Below are 22,254 nucleotides of genomic sequence, written 5' to 3' on the forward strand. Positions count from 1 at the left end.
TTAATTTGTGAATCAGTCAGGTTTTAAAAACCTGACAGGTATTTATTTTAAAACCTAATAGGTCTTTTTTATGTATTTTTTTTGCTGCAAACGATAAAAAATAAATGAAGCAATTAGTCCAATACAAGAAAAAACAGCGAGCATCATAAACACATGTTGATGTCCCGTTTTGCCAGGTGAATGATCTAATAAATAACCACTTAATAAATCTGCAAAAATATCTGGAGTAAAACCAATTAAAGACATCATACCTACAGCAGTACCAGTAAGTACAAGCGGAATATGACCTTCTTGCATAGTGGCAAAATACAAAGCTCTAGCAGCATATATTCCAGTAGCTGTTACTAATATGCCCATAAAAAATAAAGTGCTTGTAGAAGGAATTATGATACCAGAAGCAAATAATAGTGCACCCAAAATACTAATGATAAAACTAATCATAAGCCATAGTGTTGTTTTAGATCTATCAGCTAAAAAGCCAATTGTAATTCCGATAACGGGTCGTATAAATAATAAAAAGGTTCCTATTTGTGCAGCTTTCACTTCATCAAATAACATGATTTCTTTAGCATATTGCGAAAAGATATCTGTAGTTTTATAGCCTACATAAGCACATAGAATAATGATCATTAACAACCCAACAGCGGGTATTTTTAGAACGGTGATAATCTGAGAAACTGAAATTTTTTCTACTAGAATTTCTTTTTCATTTTCTACAGGAGATTTCATAAAAAACCAAACTAAAAGACCAATAAGCGTAACAATTCCTGATGAAATTAAAATCACATATTTAAAAGCTTCTTTTCTATCTAATAAAATAGCATCTTCAATCTTACCTACTATAAATAATGAGAAAATAAAAACACCTAAAGCGCCAAACAATGCACCAACTAATCCCCTGCCGCCATCTAAAAAGCCAAAAGCCTTTCCTTGTGATGTTTCTCCTCCCCAAACTCTTGTGGCTTTTATCATAGGTGCCCAAAACAAGAAAATAGTAGTAAAACCCCAATAACCGTATAGTATTCGTAAGGTGTTTAGCGAAGGGTAACTTGCCAGAAGTAAGCCACCTAAAGCAGTAGCCCATAAAGCAACAGCAATTAATTTTCTAGGCGCATATTTATCGGCAATAGGCCCACCAAGTAAATAAGAGACGAAAGCCACAATACCATAAACAGCATTTAGCGACCCTAATTCTAGATTTGTGACTTCAAAAACATCTAATACAGTAGACCTAAAAACACGTTTTAATACAAACGGCAATATAAAAACTGCCTCTCCTGCTAAAATGAGTAGAACTAAATAAGGCCAGTTTTGTTTTTTCTTTGTTTCGATAATTTTTAAGAGTTTATGAGTTTATTCGCTCTGCTAGTTTATAAAGTTTATTTTGTTTATATGGTGTAAAAATATAATTTTTAAGAGCCAAGAGCCAAGAGCCAAGAGCCAAGAGCCAAGAGCCAAGAGCCAAGAGCCAAGAGCCAAGAGCCAAGAGCCAAGAGCCAAGAGCCAAGAGCCAATTACACCTGTATCACTCCTAAATTAAACGGTTTTTCTATAGGTGCATGGTTTGCAGCATCAATTCCCATAGATATCCATTTTCTAGTGTCTAAAGGATTAATAACCGCATCAGTCCATAGTCTAGCTGCTGCATAGTATGGCGAAACCTGATTGTCATACCTACTTTTTATTTTATCAAAAAGAGCTGCTTCTTTTTCTGGAGTAATTTTTTCTCCTTTCTTTTTTAATGATGCTTTTTCTATTTGTAAAAGCACTTTTGCGGCAGAATTTCCACTCATTACCGCAAGTTCAGCACTGGGCCAAGCTACAATTAACCTTGGGTCATATGCTTTACCGCACATAGCATAATTTCCTGCACCATAGCTATTCCCTATAACAATAGTAAATTTTGGCACTACAGAATTACTAACGGCATTCACCATTTTTGCACCATCTTTTATGATTCCGCCATGCTCACTTTTACTTCCTACCATAAAACCGGTAACATCTTGTAAGAACACCAATGGAATTTTCTTTTGGTTACAGTTGGCTATAAATCGGGTAGCTTTATCTGCAGAATCGGAGTAGATAACGCCTCCAAATTGCATTTCTCCTTTAGCATTTTTTATCAATTTACGTTGGTTCGCCACTATACCAACGGCCCAACCATCGATGCGAGCATAACCTGTTAAGATAGATTTTCCGTAGTCTTTCTTATACTGATCAAACTTAGAATCGTCTACCAAACGCTTTATAATTTCGAGCATATCATATTGATCTGCTCTTGATTTTGGAAGGATTCCGAAAATATCATCGGGGTTTTCTTTTGGTTTTTTTGCGGTAACTCGGTTATAACCTGCTTTATCATAATCCCCTATTTTTCCTATGATATTTTTAATGGTATTTAAAGCATCGGTATCGTCTTTAGCTTTATAATCAGTAACCCCACTAATTTCGCAATGAGTAGTTGCTCCACCAAGGGTTTCATTATCTATAGTTTCGCCAATAGCTGCCTTTACCAGATAACTTCCCGCTAAAAAAATACTTCCTGTTTTATCTACAATCAGCGCTTCATCACTCATTATAGGTAAATAGGCACCACCGGCAACACAACTGCCCATAACAGAAGCTATTTGTGTAATGCCCATACTGCTCATTATCGCATTATTTCTAAAAATACGCCCAAAATGTTCTTTATCAGGAAAAATTTCATCTTGCATCGGTAAGTATACACCAGCACTATCTACGAGATAGATAATAGGTAATTTATTTTCCATTGCAATTTCTTGTGCTCTTAGGTTCTTTTTTCCAGTAATAGGGAACCAGGCACCAGCTTTTACAGTAGCATCATTAGCAACAACAATACATTGCTTGCCTTGTACGTAGCCTATTTTTATAATAACACCTCCAGAAGGGCACCCGCCATGCTCTTCATACATATTATCACCCACAAAAGCACCAATTTCTATAGCATCCTTATTGTTGTCTAGGAGAAAATCAATTCTTTCTCTAGCGGTCATTTTTCCTTGAGCGTGTTGCTTTTCAATTCTTGCTTTTCCACCCCCTAGTTTAACAGTTTTTAATCTCTTTTTTAAATCTGATAGGAGTAACTTATTATGATCTTCGTTTTTATTGAAGTTTAGATCCATTTTAATCGTTTTGTATTTCCAGCATAAAGATAAGGAGTAATATGTATTAACTTTGAGAAAATAAATAATTTGCATTATAGATGAAACAAAAAATTAGTTGGGGAATACTAGGCTTAGGAAGTATAGCACATAAATTTGCAAAAGATTTACAATTAGTTTCTGATGCTCAATTGGTTGCAGTAGCGTCTAGAAACACAGAAAAAGCAGCACATTTTTCTAAAGAATATCATACAGCATATGCATTTGGCAGCTATGAAGAATTATTTCACTGTAATGATGTTGATGTTATTTATATTGCTACTCCTCATACACATCATGCGGCTATTGCCATACAGGCTATGGAAGCAGGGAAGCATGTGCTATGCGAAAAACCTATGGGGGTTAATAGTGCAGAAGTACAAAAAATGATAACTGCTGCTCAAAAAAACAATGTTTTTTTAATGGAAGCCTTATGGACAAGGTTTAACCCAGCCATACAAAAAATAAAGGCTGTAATTGATGAGGGACTCATAGGGGAAATTAAACATATACAAGCAGATTTTGCTTTTCCTGCTCTGGATAGAGCAGAAGAAAGTAGACTTTTAAATCCTAATTTGGCAGGGGGGTCTATTTTAGATATCGGCATATATCCTATATTTCTTTCATATTTACTTTTAGGAAAAACAGATGTTATTACGGCAACATCAAAAATGTATAAAACAGGTGTTGAAGTTCAAACTTCCATGATTTTTGATTACCCTAATGCGCAAGCCATTTTATATAGTGGTTTAAACTCAAATTCTGAAATGAGAGCAGAAATATCTGGAGAAAAAGGTACTATTATAATCCATCCTAGATGGCATGAAACAGAAGGGTTTTCTATATTAATTGGAGAGGAGAAAAAAGAAATAACACATCTAAAATTAGGGAAAGGATATACCCATGAAATTGAAGAAGTGCATGCCTGTTTGCGCACAAATAAAAAGCAAAGTGACTTATGGAATCATCAAAATAGCATAGATTTAATCTACTTATTAGATCTGGTTAGAGCTAAAGCAGGAGTGATTTTTCCGTTTGAAGAGTAGATTTTGCTTTTTAGATTCTTGTAAATCCCCTATATTGCAATATAAATAGCCAAAAAGAATATGTTTTATTTTTAGCGCACACTCTAATGATTTCATAATCAAAGGTTAAAAGTTTTAAAAATATATTCTTAGCCAACTAATCTAAAAAAATATACTATATGGGAATGAATAAAAATACGGTGCTTGCATGGGCAACATTTATAATGATAGTAGTAGGTATTTCATTAATAGCACTTGGTATCATAAGATATAACCATGTTGCAGCATGGGGTTTTTCTGCAGTAGGAGTGGGTTTCTTTGCCATTGCTTGGGTTTTTAATGCATTAAAAGGAAGGGTTTAAAATACGCAAGTCATAGTCACTAAATACAAAATATAATATTTAATATTCTTAGCATATGTCTGACGATAAGAAAGTAATTTTCTCAATGTCTGGGGTTACAAAAACCTTTAAAACAGCAAACACGCCAGTACTCAAAAATATTTATTTAAGCTTTTTCTATGGTGCTAAAATTGGAATTTTAGGACTTAATGGCTCTGGTAAGTCTACCTTATTAAAAATTATTGCAGGAGTAGATAAGAATTTTCAAGGTGATGTTGTTTTCTCGCCAGGTTATAATGTAGGGTATTTAGAACAAGAACCGCAATTAGATCCAGAAAAAACAGTGCTCGAAATTGTAAAAGAAGGTGTAGCAGAAACGGTTGCTGTTTTAGACGAATACAATAAGATTAATGATATGTTTGGCTTGGAAGAAGTCTATAGTGATGCTGATAAAATGCAGAAACTTATGGATAAGCAAGCAGAACTTCAAGATAAGATTGATGCCAGCAATGCTTGGGAATTAGATACTAAGTTAGAAATTGCTATGGATGCGTTAAGAACTCCAGATTCTGATAAGAAAATAGGTGTATTATCTGGTGGAGAAAAAAGACGTGTTGCTTTATGCCGTTTGCTACTTCAAGAACCAGAGATATTATTATTAGATGAGCCAACCAACCATTTAGATGCAGAATCGGTACATTGGTTAGAGCATCATTTAGCACAATATAAAGGAACCGTAATAGCCGTAACGCATGATAGGTACTTTTTAGATAATGTAGCAGGTTGGATTTTAGAATTGGATAGAGGAGAGGGTATCCCATGGAAAGGTAACTATTCTAGTTGGTTAGATCAGAAATCTAAGCGAATGGCAGAGGAGAGTAAAACAGCATCTAAGCGTCAAAAAACATTAGAACGAGAGTTAGAATGGGTACGTCAAGGGGCTAAAGGTCGTCAAACCAAACAGAAAGCGCGTCTAAAGAATTATGACAAATTAATGAGTCAAGACCAAAAGCAGCTAGACGAAAAATTAGAGATTTATATCCCTAATGGTCCACGTTTGGGAACTAATGTAATTGAAGGTAATGGCGTTAGTAAAGCTTATGGTGATAAATTATTATACGAAGATTTAAATTTTAAACTTCCGCAGGCGGGGATAGTAGGTGTTATTGGTCCTAATGGGGCGGGTAAGACTACTATTTTTAGAATGATTATGGGAGAGGAAACTCCAGATAAAGGTGAGTTTGAAGTGGGTGACACGGCTAAGATTGCTTATGTAGATCAGAGTCACTCTAATATAGATCCGGAAAAATCTATATGGCAGAATTTTAGTGATGAGCAAGAGTTGGTGATGATGGGTGGAAAACAGGTGAATTCCAGAGCTTATTTAAGTCGATTCAATTTTTCTGGAAGCGAGCAAAATAAAAAAGTAAGTATGTTATCTGGGGGAGAGCGTAACCGACTCCATTTAGCCATGACCCTAAAAGAAGAGGGTAATGTTTTGCTTTTAGATGAGCCTACTAATGATTTGGATGTAAATACCTTACGTGCTTTGGAAGAAGGTTTAGAAAATTTTGCAGGTTGTGCTGTAGTGATTAGTCACGACCGTTGGTTCTTGGATCGGATTTGTACCCATATCTTAGCTTTTGAAGGCGATTCTCAAGTGTATTTCTTTGAAGGGTCTTTCTCTGATTATGAAGAGAATAAGAAGAAACGTTTAGGAGGTGATCTCATCCCGAAACGTATCAAGTATAAGAAGTTGATCAGATAAATAATATTCATATGATTTATAACAAACATATTTTAATAATTATAACTTTAATATTTACATTTTTATCTTGTAATAGGGATGGTGATGAATCTAAGATTATTGACCTTGAAAATACGGAAGAAGAAGTAATCTCAAATGAAGTAGATGACAATTTAATATTATCTATAGAAGTTCCAGAAGGGTATGTAAGACCAAATATCGATAAAATTCATTTTGTGCTTTACGATGATTCTGATTCAATGATAGGTTATGCAACTCATAAATCAGGTTCGTCTGAAACGTTACAAATTTTTTCAGAAAATGAATTTGACAATGAAGCATTGTTTAGCATAGCTATTATCACAAATTTTGAAGATGAGATACTATTTCAAAAGTTATACAAAAAAATAAATTTAAACTTATTAAGAAATATAATTAAGTTAACTCCAAAAGGATTAGGAGCAACCACTAACATTTTAGAAAAACCCATAATTAATTTAGACTCTAGATGGTCTTTAAGAGCTTCAGGAAATGGATATTCTATAATAGCAAATCAAGAAAATAAATTTCGAGGGCATTTTTCATCTAATCACTTTAACGAACTTGGCTTAAATAAAAGTTTTATAAGTTATATAAATTCTGAAAATCCTTATGATTACAAATATAATTTTATTGATAATAATGATTTAAAAAATTTGGAAAGTATTAATACTTCAACACTTTTAGATGTGAATGTTAAACATGGCTCTATAGAGATTGATAATCCTTATGAATTAGCATTTATGGAAATAAGAGGTTATGAAACTGTTAAAAAGTATGAAGCTGATGTAGGTCACCTATTATACTCAAATAATATTCGCCTAGATTTCTTTGGTACATACTATTCTTATGCTGATATTTTTACAAATATTAAATATAAAATTCAACACGCTAATTATGAAATAGAAGGCGTGGATACTATTCCTAATAAATTGATTTTACCGCAAGAAAGTATTAATTATACATTTGAAAATCAAACTATAAATTATACAGGATTAAATAATTTTGAGACTGTTCGTTTTTATTTAAGAAATACTTCAGGTCTAGCACTTACCACATTTTTAATGACTAGTGATGATCAAACTCAGATTACAATACCAAAAATTCCTTCTGAAATTTTTGAGAACGCTATATTAAAAGATAAGATTGGTAATGTTCAATATGAATTATTACAAGCTGCATCTGAGAATTATATTGATTTTGAAAATTATAATGAATTTATAGCGAAAACACTAGGGATTGGAAAACCATTTTATCTTACAAGTAAGTCAAGGGAAAGAGTATGGAAATCAACTAATGGAACATTTTTACTACCATTTTAAATTTAATTTAAAATGGTAGTATTATAAATAAATAAATAATTAATTAATACCTCTCATTAGGATACCAGTCTAACTGAACTACTTCAATATTTGCATTCTCTTTATTAACGATACGTTTAAATTTTGCAACATCACTTACATTAAGATACCTTATATAACGATAAGGATATTTGTGTTTCTCTCGTATTAACATTAATTATTAAAGACACCAAGGATCAATTAAAAATTGTTCTTATATGGTAATATGAAGTAATTCCTTTACAACATATCAATTAAACCTATTTTGAATATCATAATATTAAGATCAAAAACTAATTAACACAATTAAACTATAAAAAAACCTTCTTTCATTTTAAAATCTATACGAAACACTTTTCTTACTATTTTATGATCAATTTTGACTTATGAGGTACTATATTAAACCTTTAGAGTAAATACTATCCAAAATTACTTTACCTACACTTACTTAACAATAATTAAATTTTATTAAAAAATAATATTAAATATAGAATAAATTTTTATAAATTATTATTTTATTCTATATTTGATGTATATTTTATACAATAATGATAAATATTCATCAATTGTTTTAACTAAAATTTCTACTTAAGTTTTTTGTTTTTTGAGTATGTACAGTGACTACTTAAAATTAATAATCTAATGTTAATGAACAAATTAATTATTTAAGCATGATTTTCAATGTTAAACCAAAATTGAATTTTAATATAAATAATACTCTGTATAAAATTATTATTAACCTTATAATATATATAAAATGAAAAAAAAATGTTTATCCGGATTATCCTTATTAATGATTTTAATATTAGGATGTCAAAAAAGTGAATCGATTCTCGAAGAAAAAAACCAAATTTTAATTGCTAATTCTAATCCAGAGTTTAATGTTAGTGTAAAAAATGAAATGCTTTATTTTCCCACAACATCTGATTATGATTTAGCGATAGATTATTTAGGTCAGAAATCGGCTGAAGAACTAGCATCATGGACAAATAGTATTGAATTCCGATCTATGAAGTCACAATTATCACAGAATGAATTGGAAGAATTAGGTATTTATGATGATTTATTAGCATCAATTATAAATTTAAATTCTGAAATTTCAATTGGTGGAAATACCTTAAAATTAGATGCGCTAGAAGAAAAAGTTTTTGTTATTAATAATAATGATTATAGTAAATCTTTTTCTGAAAGTACAAGCAAAAACTTAAAAGTTTTCAGTACTGATGATAATGTCTTAGATATTTTAGATGGAAAAGAGGATGAAAATACATCATCTAGGCGTAGATATTGCAGTAAAAGAAAGTTATCTTGGAATATTGACTTCAGAAGTTTATCTAATAAAATTCATGCAAAAGTTGTATACCAAAAAGCAGGATTTTTAAATTCTTTACAAAGTAAGATAGAAGAAGAATTAGGTTTAGATGGGACAAGTAGCTGGAAAATGTTTTTAAAAACTAATGGTTCTGGAAATGTTTGGAGGAACAAAAAGAGGACAGGAGCTATTGGCCCTCACCAATCAACTATTTTTAATAAGGCTAACAAATCTTTTAGACCTTATTATTCAAGTAGAAGATTAAGATCTTACAAATTTTCAATAGAATTTTGGGCACAATCTGAAGATGATGGTGTATTAAGAAAAAAAGTGTTGACAATAGATTGCAATTAAAAATCTATTCACGCTTATTCCAAATATTATTTATGGTATAAGTGTAGTATACTAAATAATCCATGTATATTATTACTCTAATAATATACAATTTAATTCTCAGTGAACTTGCTTTACTGAGAATTTTTATTTTTATAGTTTATTTTGTCTGCTTATTAAATCTATTTGTATGTTGTCTAAATGCTTAAACTCAAATGCAATTATAATTTTGTCCTTTCATTAAAATTATTCAAGGGATTACTGCTCTATTATCTTTTAGATTACCTCATTTTAAGTTCTTCTTTATTTATAATAAATTATTTTCAGGTTTTTAATTTAGTTCATTTATTTGATTATTTTGCAGTCTAAGAATAGTCTTTATGAAAACATTTTCCTCTCATGAATTAGAATAACATTTGTTAATTGATTTTGGATTTCATTTATTTAATATCAGTCATATAAATCTTTAGCTCTTTTGTTAAGATTACAATTTGTATTATTCTAGCTAGCTTTAATACCCTGGGGCTTGTCTTGTACAAGAAAAAAATAGTAATCTTAAGTTTGAGATAAAGCACCCACATATACAAAATGCATGTTTGGATATTTAGATAGATATAATATACGTCTTCTTGAAATTTGCTAAGATCTTGATCATATTCATTTTCTTTTACAGAGTGTTCCAACCTATAGTCCTACTAAAATACCAAGAACAATAAGAAGTATAACAGCTGGGTAAATATTTTGAGAAACTCTTGGAGTAAAAAGAACTCTTTGGTGAGGTTTTCTCTAGGTAGTGGTTTTTATCTAAATGCAGTTGAACGTCACAGCAATCAAAGGACAATTACTCAATATGTAAAGAGCAAGAATATGAACTCTTGCTCAAAACCAATCAACTTAATCTTTTCTATTGTAATGCCTCGGTTGCTCTGAAGATTATTTACTAAAAGTTTAAAACTACTAAAATTTAATTGGCTTTACACTAGGGATACCAGTCTAACTGAACTACTTCAATATTTGCATTCTCTTTATTAACGATACGTTTAAATTTTGCTACATCACTCACATCAGGGTTTCCTCTATAATGATAAGGATATACTTGTTTGGGTTTGAATTCCAAAACTGCACTCGCAGCACTTTCTACAGTCATGGTATAGGGCAAGTTCATACAAATAAAAGCTTTATCTATATTTTCTAAAGCACGCATTTCTGGTATATCTTCAGTATCACCAGAAAAATAAAAACGTTTCCCATCTATATTTAAAACATAACCGTTTCCTCTTCCTTTTGTATGAAATTTTAAGGCGTCTTTCCTTAAATTATACATGGGTATTGCTTCTATATTAATTTCATACCGTTCTTTAGCATCACCATTATTTAAAATATCTAATTGTGGTGTAAAGTTTTTTGGCATTTTGTCTGCTACAGCTTGTGGAACTATAATTTTTGCTTTAGAAGTATCTAAGCCTTTTAAAGTTTGTAGACTAAAATGGTCTCCATGAATATCTGTTATTAAAATTAAATCGGGAAGCTTCTGGTTTTTAAAGACATCTGCTCCACCAACAGGATCTATGTAAATAGTAATATCTCCCCATTCTAATATAGTAGTGGCATGAGAAATAGGAATAATTTTTACTTCTTTTACAGTCAACTCATTTTCTATATTGTTTTCTGCAAGATCAGAAGTCCGTTCTTTTTTAGTGTTTTCTTTACATCCTTGTAAACCTAAAACACTTAAAAAGATAATAAGTAGTTGCTTTTTCATTTGTTTTTTATTTTAGGTGATCACTTACAATTCTATTAGTCTCTTAGAAATGGCATTGCTTACCTTAAAAGCAATTCCATTTTTATATTGCTACGCGCATAAGGGAGTTCTTCTTCTAATGGTATTTCTTTAAAACCATATTTTTTATAAATATGTATGGCTGGTTTTAAAATGGTATTAGAATATAAAATTAGTTTAGACCAGTTTTCATTTTTAGCAAATTGAATGGCAAATTCCAATAACTGTTGCCCAATTTTTTGTCCTTGAAAATTAGGAGCAATAGCCATTTTTCCTAATTCATATACTCTATCATTTGTTTTTATAAATGAAAAACATCCAACCACTTGGTCATCTTGTAAAGCAAAAAAGATAAAACCACCAGGTTTTATAATACTACTTTCACAATTTTCTAGTAAAGTTGCATCTTTTGGTTCTATATAAAAATATTTTTCTAACCATGCGATGTTTAACTCTTTAAAAGCGCTGGCATACTCTTTTTTAAAAGGGATAATTTGTGTTAACATTAACCAATCATTATTAGAAATACAGTATAAAGTTAATACATCTGATTTATTTGCCGATTATCTAAATATTTGAACCAAAAAATCTAAAAATTAAAAAGCACCGTATATAATTCCAGAATACAAATCAGACCACTACAATTAAAAAATGAATTAATTTTTATTATTATGAATGAAACAAAAAGTAATACAGGTTTAAAAGTAATAGCAGGTTTGTTATTGGTTTTATTAATAGGTGTAATAGGGTACTCTGTAACACTTTATAATGAGAAACAAGATAATGAAGCTAAACTAAACCAAGAAAAAGACCTTGTTGTAGAAGATCTAACGAGTTTAAGATCTGAATATGATAAGGCTATCTTAGAAAGTAATGCAACAAATGATGAATTAATTTCTGCAAGAGATAATATTTCTAAATACATTGATTCTGTAAATACTATGAAAGCCGATATTGCTGTATTAGGAAAATATAGAAGACAAGTAAGTAGATTAAAAGCAGAAAGAGCAAAATTGCTTAAAAAAGTAGATTCTTTGTCTAAATCTAACACGATGTTAGCAATGCAAAGAGATAGTACATTTGTAGAGTTAGAGAAACAAACAGTATTTAATGACTCTTTATTAATCCAAAATACACAATTGTCTGATGCTGTTGAAAGAGGTTCTGCCTTAAACTTAGCAAAATTATCTGTGGATGCAGTTAAAGAGCGTAAAAGCGGAAAATTGGTATCTACTTCAAAGGCTAAAAGTACAGACAAATTTAAAGTTTGTTTTACCATCACTGACAATGCGATTGCACAAGCGGGTGATAAAGCATTTTTATTAGAGGTGTTAGATCCACAAGGTAATGTTTTAGGGGGTGGTAATTCTCAAACTAACGATTCTGGTGCTACTGTAATTTATAGCAAGCAAACAGCTTTTTACTATGAAAATAATGCCTTAGATGTATGTGATTATGTAAGCAAACCTGCAGGTGATTTTCAAAAAGGGAATTATATGGTTAATGTTTATGACAACAAACTAAAATTACTAGGAACTAGTAAGTTTACTTTAAAATAAAACAAACAAAAACACTATCCATAAAAAAGGGCTAATCTTTAAATAGATAGCCCTTTTTTCTATAAATAAATTTGAAATTATTTTAAACTCCCAACCATTTCTTCGGGCTTTACCCAATTGTCATAGTCTTCTGCAGAAACATAACCTAAATTAATCGCTTCTTCTTTTAAAGTAGTTCCGTTTTCATGTGCTGTATTAGCTATTTCTGCCGCTTTGTAATAGCCTATTTTAGTATTTAAAGCAGTTACTAACATTAAAGAGTTATTTAAAAGTTCTTTAATCACTTCATGGTTTGGTGCTATACCAGCGGCACAATTTTCATCAAAACTAACACATGCATCACCTATTAATTGTGCTGATTGTAATATATTGGCAGCCATCATAGGTTTAAATACATTTAACTCATAATGCCCTTGTGTACCACCAACACTTATAGCTACATCATTACCCATTACCTGTGCACAAACCATTGTTATGGCTTCACATTGTGTAGGGTTAACTTTCCCTGGCATTATTGAGCTGCCAGGTTCATTTGCAGGAATTATAATTTCACCAATACCAGAACGAGGCCCAGAAGCCATCATTCTAATATCATTAGCAATTTTATTTAAAGAAACAGCCAATTGTTTTAAGGCTCCATGACTTTCTACTATGGCATCATGCGCAGCTAATGCCTCAAACTTATTTTCAGCAGTAACAAATGGTAATTTAGTGAATTGTGCAATGTACTTGGCTACTAATACGTCATAACCAGCAGGAGTATTTAATCCTGTTCCAACAGCAGTACCACCCAATGCTAATTCAGATAAATGTGCTAAGGTGTTTTTTAATGCCTTAAGGCCATGATCTAATTGAGAAACGTAACCAGAAAATTCTTGGCCTAAGGTTAGGGGAGTAGCATCCATTAAATGTGTTCGCCCAATTTTTACCACATTTGCAAAATCATTAGATTTCTTTTTAAAAGTATCTCTTAATTGTTCCACTCCTGGAATAGTGGTTTCTACTATTTTTTTATAGGCGGCAATATGCATTCCTGTTGGGAATGTGTCATTAGAAGATTGCGATTTGTTTACGTCATCATTAGGCTGTATTGTTTTTTCGCCTTCTCCAATAACTTTACCTGCTATTTCATGAGCGCGATTAGCAATCACCTCATTTACATTCATATTACTTTGTGTACCAGATCCTGTTTGCCAGATGACTAATGGAAACTGATCATCATGTTTGCCTGCTAAAATTTCATCACAAACAGTGGCTATTAAATCTCTTTTTTCTGTTGTTAAAACACCTAATTCTGCATTTGTATATGCTGCTGCTTTTTTTAAATAAGCAAAACCATAAACAACATCTAATGGCATTGAAGCAGGAGCACCTATTTTAAAATTATTACGAGAACGTTCTGTTTGTGCCCCCCAATATTTATCTGATGGTACTTGTACTTGCCCCATCGTATCTTTTTCTATTCTAAAACTCATGATTCATTAAATTTAATGTCTTACAAAGATATTGCATTGTCTATTATTTTTAAGACTCTAACATTTATTTATATTTTTTTTAATTTCATTTGTACAATTCATCATTTTCAAAGTATCTTTGTGCTAACAAATAGTATATTATGTTCGATTTTGATCAATATTTAGGATTTATAGCCTTTTTAACCATATTAACTATAGGTTTTTGGTTAATGATTTTCTTGTTAACCTTTGTTATACCCTATTGGTTAGGAGGATCTTTACTTGAATTTTTAAAAGAAAAACGAGACGCTAAAAAAGCGAAACGTGACGAATAATAAAAAAGGAACCAATTTTGGTTCCTTTTTCAGTTTTATATAGCTTGTCCTAAAACCGATTATAATAAATAATCAAGATTCAAATATTTTGAAGCTTTTTTAAACTAAAATACGTTACTTATCTATAGCTACATTATGTATTTTACCTGTAAGCATATCTGGTAGTAATAAACGCCCTTTTTCTTCTTCTAAATAAAAATCTGCTGCAGATTCTAATCCATCAATTAATACCGTTGATTTTTCGGTTTTACCATCTATTTTCCAGACTTTACCTTGAGACCAACTGCTTACATAATAATTTCCTTTGCTGTCTTGCTCAACAGCATCAGCTCCTCTATAAGTACCTTGTAAAGGGCTAAGTTTCCCATCTTTTTTCACTAAAAAATTCCCAAGAAAAAAAGAACCAATCATGATGTTGTTATCGTTGTCTAAACCTACACCATTTGGGTTTAGCATAAGCGGAGAAGTATTTTGTGCTATACTTACAATACCATCTAAAGTAATATGATATACACGTCCTACTTGCGGAATTAATTTTGCTTGTTCACTATTTAATGGCCATAAGTCGTTATTTGCATCTCGCATGTAGCTTGTAGCACCCATATCTACCACATAAATACCTTTAGCTTCTGCATCTACAGCAACATCATTTAAATACAATACTTCTTCAGGGAAAGCTGATTTATCTGCTAAAAGACTTGCTTTACCATTTTTATCTACTTTCCAAACACGCGTAAGGTCAGAAAAATATAAGTGATTGTTTACAAAGGCAATTCCTTTAGGTTCATCAAAACCTTTTGCAAACGTTTTAGCAACACCATTAGAAATTTCAACAATTTCTGCATCTCCCTTTTCTTTTCCATTCATTACGGTTACATAGTAGTTATCGTTAAAACCTTTGGTAATGCTTTCAGGTCTTGTTCCTACTTGTATGGGAAATTCAATTTCGCTTTTTGGGTTACAACTAAAAATGGTAAGTACTGCAAGTAATGCTGCACTGCAATATATTTTTTTCATAATAATTTTTAAGCTTTTACTATTTCTGTAGTTCTTTCTGTACTAATTGTTCCAGGTAGGCTATGGTGTTTAGCAAATACTTTCTGTCATCCGTAATTGTAGCCATGGCTATGGCGCCCTGTATCATAGTATACATTTGTTTTGCAAATTGTAGCGGTGTTACGGGTAGCCTTAATTCTCCACTATTTACACCATTTTCTAATACTAATGCAATTTTACCTTCTAATTCCTTAGCGGTTTCTTTAACCGCAGCAGTTAATAATTTATTATTGTTTTTGGCATCAACTCCAATATTTAAAATAGGACAGCCACCCATTTTTAAGGTAAAAATGTCGTAGTGACGATAAAATTTAGTAAGCGAAAATATTTTTTCTAATGCAGAACCTTCTATAGCTAATTTTTCATCAATAGTATTCAATAAAATATTTCTATTGAATTCAAAAGCAGCTAAAGCGAGTGCTTCTTTGTTTTCAAAATTACCATAGATAGCACCTTTTGTTAAACCAGTTGCTTCAGTAAGATCACTCATACTGGTGCCAACATAACCTAATTTATTAAATATAGGCGCTACAGTTTCTATAATAAACCCAGTTGTTTTTTGCGCTTTTGTAGCCATTAAAAACCAATTTATTACGAATATAAAAAAATTATATACTGTATGGTATATGTTAGGAAAAAAAAATGGTACTGGTACCTAATTTAAAACATTACTATAAAGTTTAAAATGCAATATCAAATCTGGAATATAAACTACTTTATGTTCCAGATTTAGATATGCAGAGGCTTTTTTAAATTTATAAAAAAGGAACACCTTATACTCTTATGCTAATTTATAGTACTGGCTTTATATCATAAATAAGGTTCTATTATTATGATTTTAGCCTACCAGATCTGTTTGATTTCTAAAGACTAATTTATCATCAAAAGAGTCTATAAGCACCATACTTTCTGCTTTTATACGTCCACTTAATAATTCTTTAGACAAGTTATTTAAAACCTCTTTTTGAATAATTCTTTTTATGGGCCTAGCACCATACTGAGGATCATACCCTTTTTCGGCTAAGTAGTGTATCGTCTCATCTGTAGCATCAATAATGATGTTTTGTTTTAAGAGGATCTTTTTTAATGCATTTAATTGTAAACGGACTATTTTAGTAATATTAGATCTACTTAAAGGGGTAAACATAATAATATCGTCTATCCGATTTAAAAATTCTGGGCGAACCGTTTTCCGTAATAAATTTAAAACTTCTACTTTAGAAGCATATGATGCTTCATCAATATTGCTTGTTTCTTCAAACTTTTCTTGAATAATAGGGCTCCCAATATTGCTGGTCATAATGATAATAGCATTTTTAAAATCGGCCACTCTACCTTTATTATCTGTGAGTCTACCTTCATCTAAAACTTGTAATAAGGTATTAAAAGTATCTGGATGTGCTTTTTCAATTTCATCCAAAAGAATAACAGAATAAGGTCTGCGCCTTACAGCTTCGGTAAGTTGCCCTCCTTCATCATACCCAATATAACCGGGAGGTGCACCAACTAATCTGCTTACAGAATGACGCTCTTGATATTCACTCATATCTATACGAGTCATTGCATTTTCATCATCAAAAAGGTAACTCGCTAATGTTTTTGCTAGTTCTGTTTTACCAACTCCGGTTGTACCTAAAAATAGAAAAGAACCAATTGGGCGTTTCGTGTCCTGTAGTCCAGCTCTACTTCTTCTAATAGCATCAGAAACAGCCTCAATAGCCTCTTCTTGCCCTACTACGCGTTCATGTAAAACAGCCTCTAACTGCAATAATTTTTCTCGCTCACTTTGCAACATTTTAATTACTGGGATACCTGTCCATTTGGCTACTACCTGTGCAATGTCTTCAGAAGTTACTTCTTCTTTTATAATAGTATCTCCTAATTGTTGCTGTTCTAAAGTGTTTTGTAAGTGTTCTAAATTTTCTTGTACATCTTTTATTTTGCCATATCTAAGCTCTGCAACTTTACCATAATCACCATTGCGTTCGGCACGCTCTGCTTCTAATTTATAGTCTTCTATTTCCTGTTTTGCTTTTTGGATATTATCTACCACAGTTTTTTCGCTATCCCATTTGGCAAAGATTTCATTTCGCTCTTCCTTTAAATTGGCTAGATCATGATTTAGCGATTTTAATTTTGTTTTATCGTTTTCCCTTTTTATGGCTTCTAGCTCAATTTCTAACTGCATTATTTTACGATCTAAGGCATCTAATTCTTCTGGCTTAGAGTTAATTTCCATTCGTAATTTAGCTGCAGACTCATCAATTAAATCAATTGCCTTGTCTGGTAAAAATCGATTTGTAATATAGCGTTGAGATAGCTCAACGGCAGCAATTACAGCTTCATCTTTAATACGTACTTTATGGTGCGTTTCATATTTTTCTTTGATGCCTCTTAAAATAGATATAGCACTTTCTGTATCTGGTTCATCTACTATTATTTTTTGAAATCTACGCTCTAAGGCTTTGTCTTTTTCAAAGTATTTTTGATATTCATCTAAAGTTGTTGCACCTATAGCACGTAATTCTCCTCTGGCCAAGGCAGGTTTTAAAATATTTGCTGCATCCATAGCTCCTTCGCTACCGCCAGCACCTACTAGGGTATGTATTTCATCAATAAATAAAACAATATCACCATCGGAGCCAGTTACTTCTTTTATAACAGACTTTAGGCGTTCCTCAAATTCACCTTTATATTTTGCTCCTGCTATTAAAGCGCCCATATCTAAGGAGTAAATTGTTTTTTCTTTTAAATTTTCTGGAACATCACCTTGTACAATTCTATGCGCTAAACCTTCGGCAATTGCTGTTTTACCAACACCAGGTTCACCAACGAGCATAGGATTATTTTTTGTTCTTCTGGATAGTATTTGTAGTATTCTCCTAATTTCTTCATCTCTACCAATTACTGGGTCTAATTTTCCACTATCTGCTAAATCATTTAAATTTCTAGCATATTTGTTTAAAGAATTATAAGTGTCTTCTGCACTTTGCGAGCTTACTTTACCACCTTTACGCAATGCTGCTATGGCTGCAGTAAAGTCTTTTTTAGAAGCTCCTTGATCTTTTAAAATTTGCGCTATTTTACTTTTAGAATCTAAAATGGCGAGTAGTAAGTGTTCTATAGCAACATACTCATCTTCCATTTTTTTTGCAATAGTAATGGCTTCATTTAAAGTTTTCCCTGTTTCTCCAGAAAGCATCATATCTCCTCCAGAAACTTTAGAAAAACTTTCTAATTCTTTTTCTAAAATTGTCTGTATGAGCCCAATGTTTACGTTTGTTTTTTTCAAAATAAAGGGCAATACGTTTTCGTCTATCTCTGAGATAGCTTTAAATAGGTGTTCGTTCTCTATTTGTTGATGCCCTAAACCTTGCGCAATTTGCTGCGCTTGTTGTACTGCTTCTTGAGATTTTATAGTGAAATTATTAAAATTCATGATCCGGGTTTTTTATGCTTATTTATATTATTTTTACACAGCTAAAATCAATAACCTTACCAATGCTAAGTTGCTGACTAAATGTCTGTTAACTGCTGAAAAATAAAGACAATTCGTCAGTCTGTAAGATTTTAATTTTAAGCCGACTGATAATAAAATATAATTTTTTTATGGGATTATTTAATTTTTTAGGAGGTAGTAAAGAAAAGAAAGTAGAAAAAGTGCTGCCTTGGCTTCAATTAGAAACAGTTGGACAACTTAAAGAAATTGAAAAAAGGTCAAAATCTAAAACACAGGTTATTTTTAAACATTCAACCACTTGTGGTATTAGCCGAATGGTAATTAAAATGTTTGTAGACACGTATAATTTTACAGAAAACCAAATGGATTTGTATTATTTAGATTTGCATAGAAATAGAGAAGTTTCTAATGAAACAGGATATAAGTTTCAAGTCATGCATCAGTCCCCACAATTATTAGTCATCAAAAATGGTATTACAGTGGCGCATGCATCACATGGAGCAATTACAGATATAGATTTAAATAGGTTTGTTTAAAATATTTTTAGAACACTATAAAAATAGTTAAACACAAAAAAGCAACGAATTTTCGTTGCTTTTTTGTGTTTATTACTTTAGAGTTTAGGTATTTAAAAATTGTTGTTTACAATAACTCTTTTTAATTTTTGCTTTAAATCTTCTCCTGCATCATAAATCATTTGTTCATTTGTTGGGAAAGCAATTGCTCTTCTGTCTAGTAAAACACTTAAAGCAGAATCTAAAGCTCTTCTATCTCCCTCATAAGTTGCATAACTATGCTCAAAAACAAATTCACTAGCCAAAGGAAAAGATTGTTGTGCTTGTTGTGTTTTTAAATCAATAAAATTAATATCGCCAACAACTTGTACTGCTTTAAATTGGTTAAACTCATAGAAGTTGCATCGAACTGTTTTAAATTTATCAACTTTAATTTTATTTCCTAAGCTATCTTTTACTTGGTTACCGTTACTATCAACTGCATATTTATAACCATCTTTAATTTGTTTTTCTTTTACAATTTCTCTTTCTTTTATTTGTTCTGGAGAAATACTTATATCTTTAAATACCACCTGAAGTTCATAATCATACTTAACATCATCTACTTTAGTTGTATGGTATTCTGCCCATAAATTATCTAAGCCATAGGTGTTAATATTTAACAACTCTTCTTCTAAACGAACAGGAATTACTTGCTCTGTATTGTTTAGCATTAATAATTGTATATAATCTAGGCCTTTACCATGCGCCTCTTCCATTTTAACTCTGGTATCTTTAAAACCAGGATTAATTTTATTTAAATAATCAAAATCTGCATAGGCTTGTCTATAATCTTCTTTTTGAATAGCATTTTTTAATAATCCAGATGCATTAGCATATAAATAATCGGATAACCTATTTTTAGTAGCAATAATTTTGTTATCATAATTTATAAATGAAAATTGCGCTTCTCTATTTTCATTATAAATAGAAAGCGGTAATAAGGGTTTAATTCTTTCTTGAAGATTTTTTAGATTATTGTAAGCTTTATAAATCTGTTCTAGATTGGCCGGGTTTCCATTTTTTTGTAAAAATGAAATATTTGCTAATTCTCTTTCAGCATTTTTAGCAAAAGCTTCTTCTAGTAATAAAACGTAAGGTTGGTTTCCTTTTTTAGTTTTATTATCAGCAAGGTTTTTTAGCGCTTTATTCATAGCACTATTATAATTTCCAGAATTTAGCGCTTCCTGCGTTTTTTTTACACCTCCACAAGAAGAAATTAAAAACAAAACGATTATTGTATACGTAATTTTTTTCATAATACAACAGATTAATTGGTTTCTATCTACTGAATATTTCAATAGTTATGCCACAAAATTTATATATTAACGTATGTTTACTTGGTTTTCGTATGAAAACCCAATAAATATCGCACTTTAGAAAAACTTCATATTTATTTTAATTTTGGTTGAAATGCAGGTAATAATTTACCAGAAACTTCTCCAAAACCAATTCTAACATTGTCTTTATTACAATAACCAGTTATGGTAACTGTATCATTATCTTGTATAAATTTACGGGTGCTACCATCATTTAATGGTACTGGTTTTTCGCCACGCCAACTTAATTCTAGCATTGAGCCATAAGAGTCTGGTGTTGGCCCAGAAATAGTTCCACTTCCCATCATATCACCACTATTTACATTACAACCATTACTGGTATGATGCGTAAGTTGTTGCGCCATGGTCCAATACATGTATTTAAAATTAGATTTAGTAACTTTAGTAGGGCTTCCATTTTCTGGAGTAATGCTTACCTCTAAATGGATATCAAAACTTTTATTACCTTTTTGCTGTAAATAGGGTAGTGGTCTAGGGTTTTGTTCTGGGCTTTCTACTCTAAAAGGTTCCAAAGCATCTATAGTTACAATCCATGGAGAGATAGAACTAGCAAAGTTTTTAGCTAAAAAAGGTCCTAAAGGAACATATTCCCATTTTTGAATATCCCTAGCACTCCAGTCGTTAAATAAAACCATTCCAAAAATATAATCCTCAGCTTCATCAATACTCACAGGCTCTCCTAAATTATTGGTGTCTGTTGTAATAAAAGCCATTTCTAGTTCAAAATCTACCAGTTTAGAAGGACCAAAAACAGGCTCTTTTACACCGTTAGGTAATGTTTGTCCTATAGGCCTCCGCACAGGTGTTCCGCTTGTAACGATAGAGGAACTTCTGCCATGGTACCCTACAGGAATATGCAGCCAATTGGGTAATAATGCATTGTCTGGATCACGAAACATTGTCCCAACATTTGTAGCATGTTCTTTACTGGAATAGAAATCTGTATAATCACCAATTTGTACTGGCAATTGCATTTCTACTTCGTCCATTTTAAAAAGCACTATTTTTTGATGTGCTTTATTGTTTTGTAAGTCTAGCGTATTAACATCAAAAATTTCGCTGATCCTATTCCGTACCAAACGCCATGTTTTTTTGCCGTCTGATATAAAATCGTTTAAGGTATCCTGAAGAAAAATATCATCTGTTAAAGGAATATCCTTAAAATACCCTAGCTGGTGTAAAGCACCAAGGTCTATAGCATAGTCACCAATTCTGGTTCCAATGGTAATAATATCATCTCTAGTTAAAAAAACACCAAATGGAATATTTTGGATGGGAAAGTCAGAGTGCTCTGGTACAGGTAACCATGTTTTTTTAGACGGATTGTTCGTATGTATAGGCATAGCGTAATTGTTAATTATTGTTTGATAAATATACAATCAAATATATTGTTTTATGCAAATTTACAGATATCAATT

Annotated in this window: 18 protein-coding genes and 1 pseudogene; 9 read left to right on the forward strand and 10 right to left on the reverse strand. The window is 31.4% G+C overall.

The features are described 5' to 3' along the window. Positions 1 to 54: 54 nt before the first annotated feature. Together ACZ451_RS13350 and ACZ451_RS13355 are read right to left on the reverse strand one after the other, a co-directional pair. Positions 55 to 1,332, reverse strand: a complete 1,278-nt coding sequence (locus ACZ451_RS13350; RefSeq protein ID WP_464216928.1) for an MFS transporter — start codon at positions 1,330 to 1,332, stop codon at positions 55 to 57. Positions 1,333 to 1,514: 182 nt separating this feature from the next. Continuing rightward, positions 1,515 to 3,143, reverse strand: coding sequence for an acyl-CoA carboxylase subunit beta (locus tag ACZ451_RS13355; protein ID WP_464213219.1), 1,629 nt, complete (start codon positions 3,141 to 3,143; stop codon positions 1,515 to 1,517). An 80-nt stretch (positions 3,144 to 3,223) separates the two neighbouring features. Here ACZ451_RS13355 and ACZ451_RS13360 point away from each other — a divergent pair, with 80 nt between their 5' ends. The 6 genes and pseudogenes from ACZ451_RS13360 to ACZ451_RS13385 form a co-directional block, all read left to right on the forward strand. Further along, positions 3,224 to 4,207, forward strand: coding sequence for a Gfo/Idh/MocA family protein (locus ACZ451_RS13360; protein WP_464213221.1), 984 nt, complete (start codon positions 3,224 to 3,226; stop codon positions 4,205 to 4,207). A 158-nt stretch (positions 4,208 to 4,365) separates the two neighbouring features. After that, a complete protein-coding gene (locus ACZ451_RS13365) occupies positions 4,366 to 4,548 on the forward strand; it encodes a CAL67264 family membrane protein (protein WP_464213223.1) in 183 nt (60 codons plus the stop codon). Between the two features lie 55 nt (positions 4,549 to 4,603). Next, on the forward strand, positions 4,604 to 6,295 hold the full coding sequence (gene ettA / locus ACZ451_RS13370; protein ID WP_464213225.1) for an energy-dependent translational throttle protein EttA: 1,692 nt from the start codon (positions 4,604 to 4,606) through the stop codon (positions 6,293 to 6,295). An 11-nt stretch (positions 6,296 to 6,306) separates the two neighbouring features. Continuing rightward, positions 6,307 to 7,635 carry a hypothetical protein gene (locus ACZ451_RS13375; RefSeq protein WP_464213227.1) on the forward strand — a complete coding sequence of 443 codons (1,329 nt, stop codon included), beginning with the start codon at positions 6,307 to 6,309 and terminating at the stop codon, positions 7,633 to 7,635. A 775-nt stretch (positions 7,636 to 8,410) separates the two neighbouring features. Continuing rightward, entirely contained in the window at positions 8,411 to 9,319 is a 909-nt protein-coding gene (locus ACZ451_RS13380) for a hypothetical protein (protein ID WP_464213229.1), read from the forward strand. Between the two features lie 622 nt (positions 9,320 to 9,941). Beyond that, positions 9,942 to 10,035: pseudogene (locus tag ACZ451_RS13385) on the forward strand (IS200/IS605 family transposase); the annotation flags it as partial. A 242-nt stretch (positions 10,036 to 10,277) separates the two neighbouring features. On the opposite strand, the gene ACZ451_RS13390 reads toward ACZ451_RS13385, so the two are convergent. Further along, positions 10,278 to 11,060, reverse strand: a complete 783-nt coding sequence (locus ACZ451_RS13390; protein WP_464213231.1) for an MBL fold metallo-hydrolase — start codon at positions 11,058 to 11,060, stop codon at positions 10,278 to 10,280. A 59-nt stretch (positions 11,061 to 11,119) separates the two neighbouring features. Beyond that, positions 11,120 to 11,584, reverse strand: a complete 465-nt coding sequence (locus ACZ451_RS13395) for a GNAT family N-acetyltransferase (protein ID WP_464213233.1) — start codon at positions 11,582 to 11,584, stop codon at positions 11,120 to 11,122. A gap of 165 nt (positions 11,585 to 11,749) precedes the next feature. Between ACZ451_RS13395 and ACZ451_RS13400 the strand changes: the two genes are divergently transcribed. Then, a complete protein-coding gene (locus ACZ451_RS13400) occupies positions 11,750 to 12,637 on the forward strand; it encodes a hypothetical protein (protein ID WP_464213235.1) in 888 nt (295 codons plus the stop codon). Positions 12,638 to 12,714: 77 nt separating this feature from the next. On the opposite strand, the gene fumC is transcribed toward ACZ451_RS13400, so the two are convergent. After that, a complete protein-coding gene (fumC, locus tag ACZ451_RS13405; RefSeq protein ID WP_464213237.1) occupies positions 12,715 to 14,112 on the reverse strand; it encodes a class II fumarate hydratase in 1,398 nt (465 codons plus the stop codon). Between the two features lie 140 nt (positions 14,113 to 14,252). Here fumC and ACZ451_RS13410 point away from each other — a divergent pair, with 140 nt between their 5' ends. Beyond that, positions 14,253 to 14,426 carry a hypothetical protein gene (locus tag ACZ451_RS13410; RefSeq protein WP_464213239.1) on the forward strand — a complete coding sequence of 58 codons (174 nt, stop codon included), beginning with the start codon at positions 14,253 to 14,255 and terminating at the stop codon, positions 14,424 to 14,426. A gap of 114 nt (positions 14,427 to 14,540) precedes the next feature. Here the strand turns inward: ACZ451_RS13410 and ACZ451_RS13415 are convergent, their stop codons facing one another. The 3 genes from ACZ451_RS13415 to clpB form a co-directional block, all read right to left on the reverse strand. Further along, positions 14,541 to 15,443 (reverse strand): SMP-30/gluconolactonase/LRE family protein, encoded by a 903-nt coding sequence (locus tag ACZ451_RS13415; RefSeq protein WP_464213241.1) that lies wholly within the window; start codon positions 15,441 to 15,443, stop codon positions 14,541 to 14,543. 19 nt (positions 15,444 to 15,462) lie between these two features. After that, entirely contained in the window at positions 15,463 to 16,059 is a 597-nt protein-coding gene (locus ACZ451_RS13420) for a TetR family transcriptional regulator C-terminal domain-containing protein (protein ID WP_464213243.1), read from the reverse strand. 261 nt (positions 16,060 to 16,320) lie between these two features. Further along, a complete protein-coding gene (gene clpB, locus ACZ451_RS13425) occupies positions 16,321 to 18,921 on the reverse strand; it encodes an ATP-dependent chaperone ClpB (protein WP_464213245.1) in 2,601 nt (866 codons plus the stop codon). Between the two features lie 170 nt (positions 18,922 to 19,091). Between clpB and ytxJ the strand changes: the two genes are divergently transcribed. Next, the gene (gene ytxJ / locus ACZ451_RS13430; RefSeq protein WP_464213247.1) at positions 19,092 to 19,478 is read left to right on the forward strand and encodes a bacillithiol system redox-active protein YtxJ; all 387 of its coding nucleotides are present in this window, start codon (positions 19,092 to 19,094) and stop codon (positions 19,476 to 19,478) included. A 92-nt stretch (positions 19,479 to 19,570) separates the two neighbouring features. Here ytxJ and ACZ451_RS13435 read toward each other — a convergent pair whose 3' ends face one another. Both ACZ451_RS13435 and fahA read right to left on the reverse strand, forming a co-directional pair. Beyond that, complete coding sequence (locus tag ACZ451_RS13435; protein ID WP_464213249.1) at positions 19,571 to 20,755, reverse strand: hypothetical protein; 1,185 nt, start codon at positions 20,753 to 20,755, stop codon at positions 19,571 to 19,573. Positions 20,756 to 20,889: 134 nt separating this feature from the next. Next, the gene (fahA, locus tag ACZ451_RS13440; RefSeq protein WP_464213251.1) at positions 20,890 to 22,179 is read right to left on the reverse strand and encodes a fumarylacetoacetase; all 1,290 of its coding nucleotides are present in this window, start codon (positions 22,177 to 22,179) and stop codon (positions 20,890 to 20,892) included. Between the last annotated feature and the right edge of the window lie 75 nt (positions 22,180 to 22,254).

The sequence above is a fragment of the Allocellulophaga tsushimaensis genome (assembly GCF_055383085.1).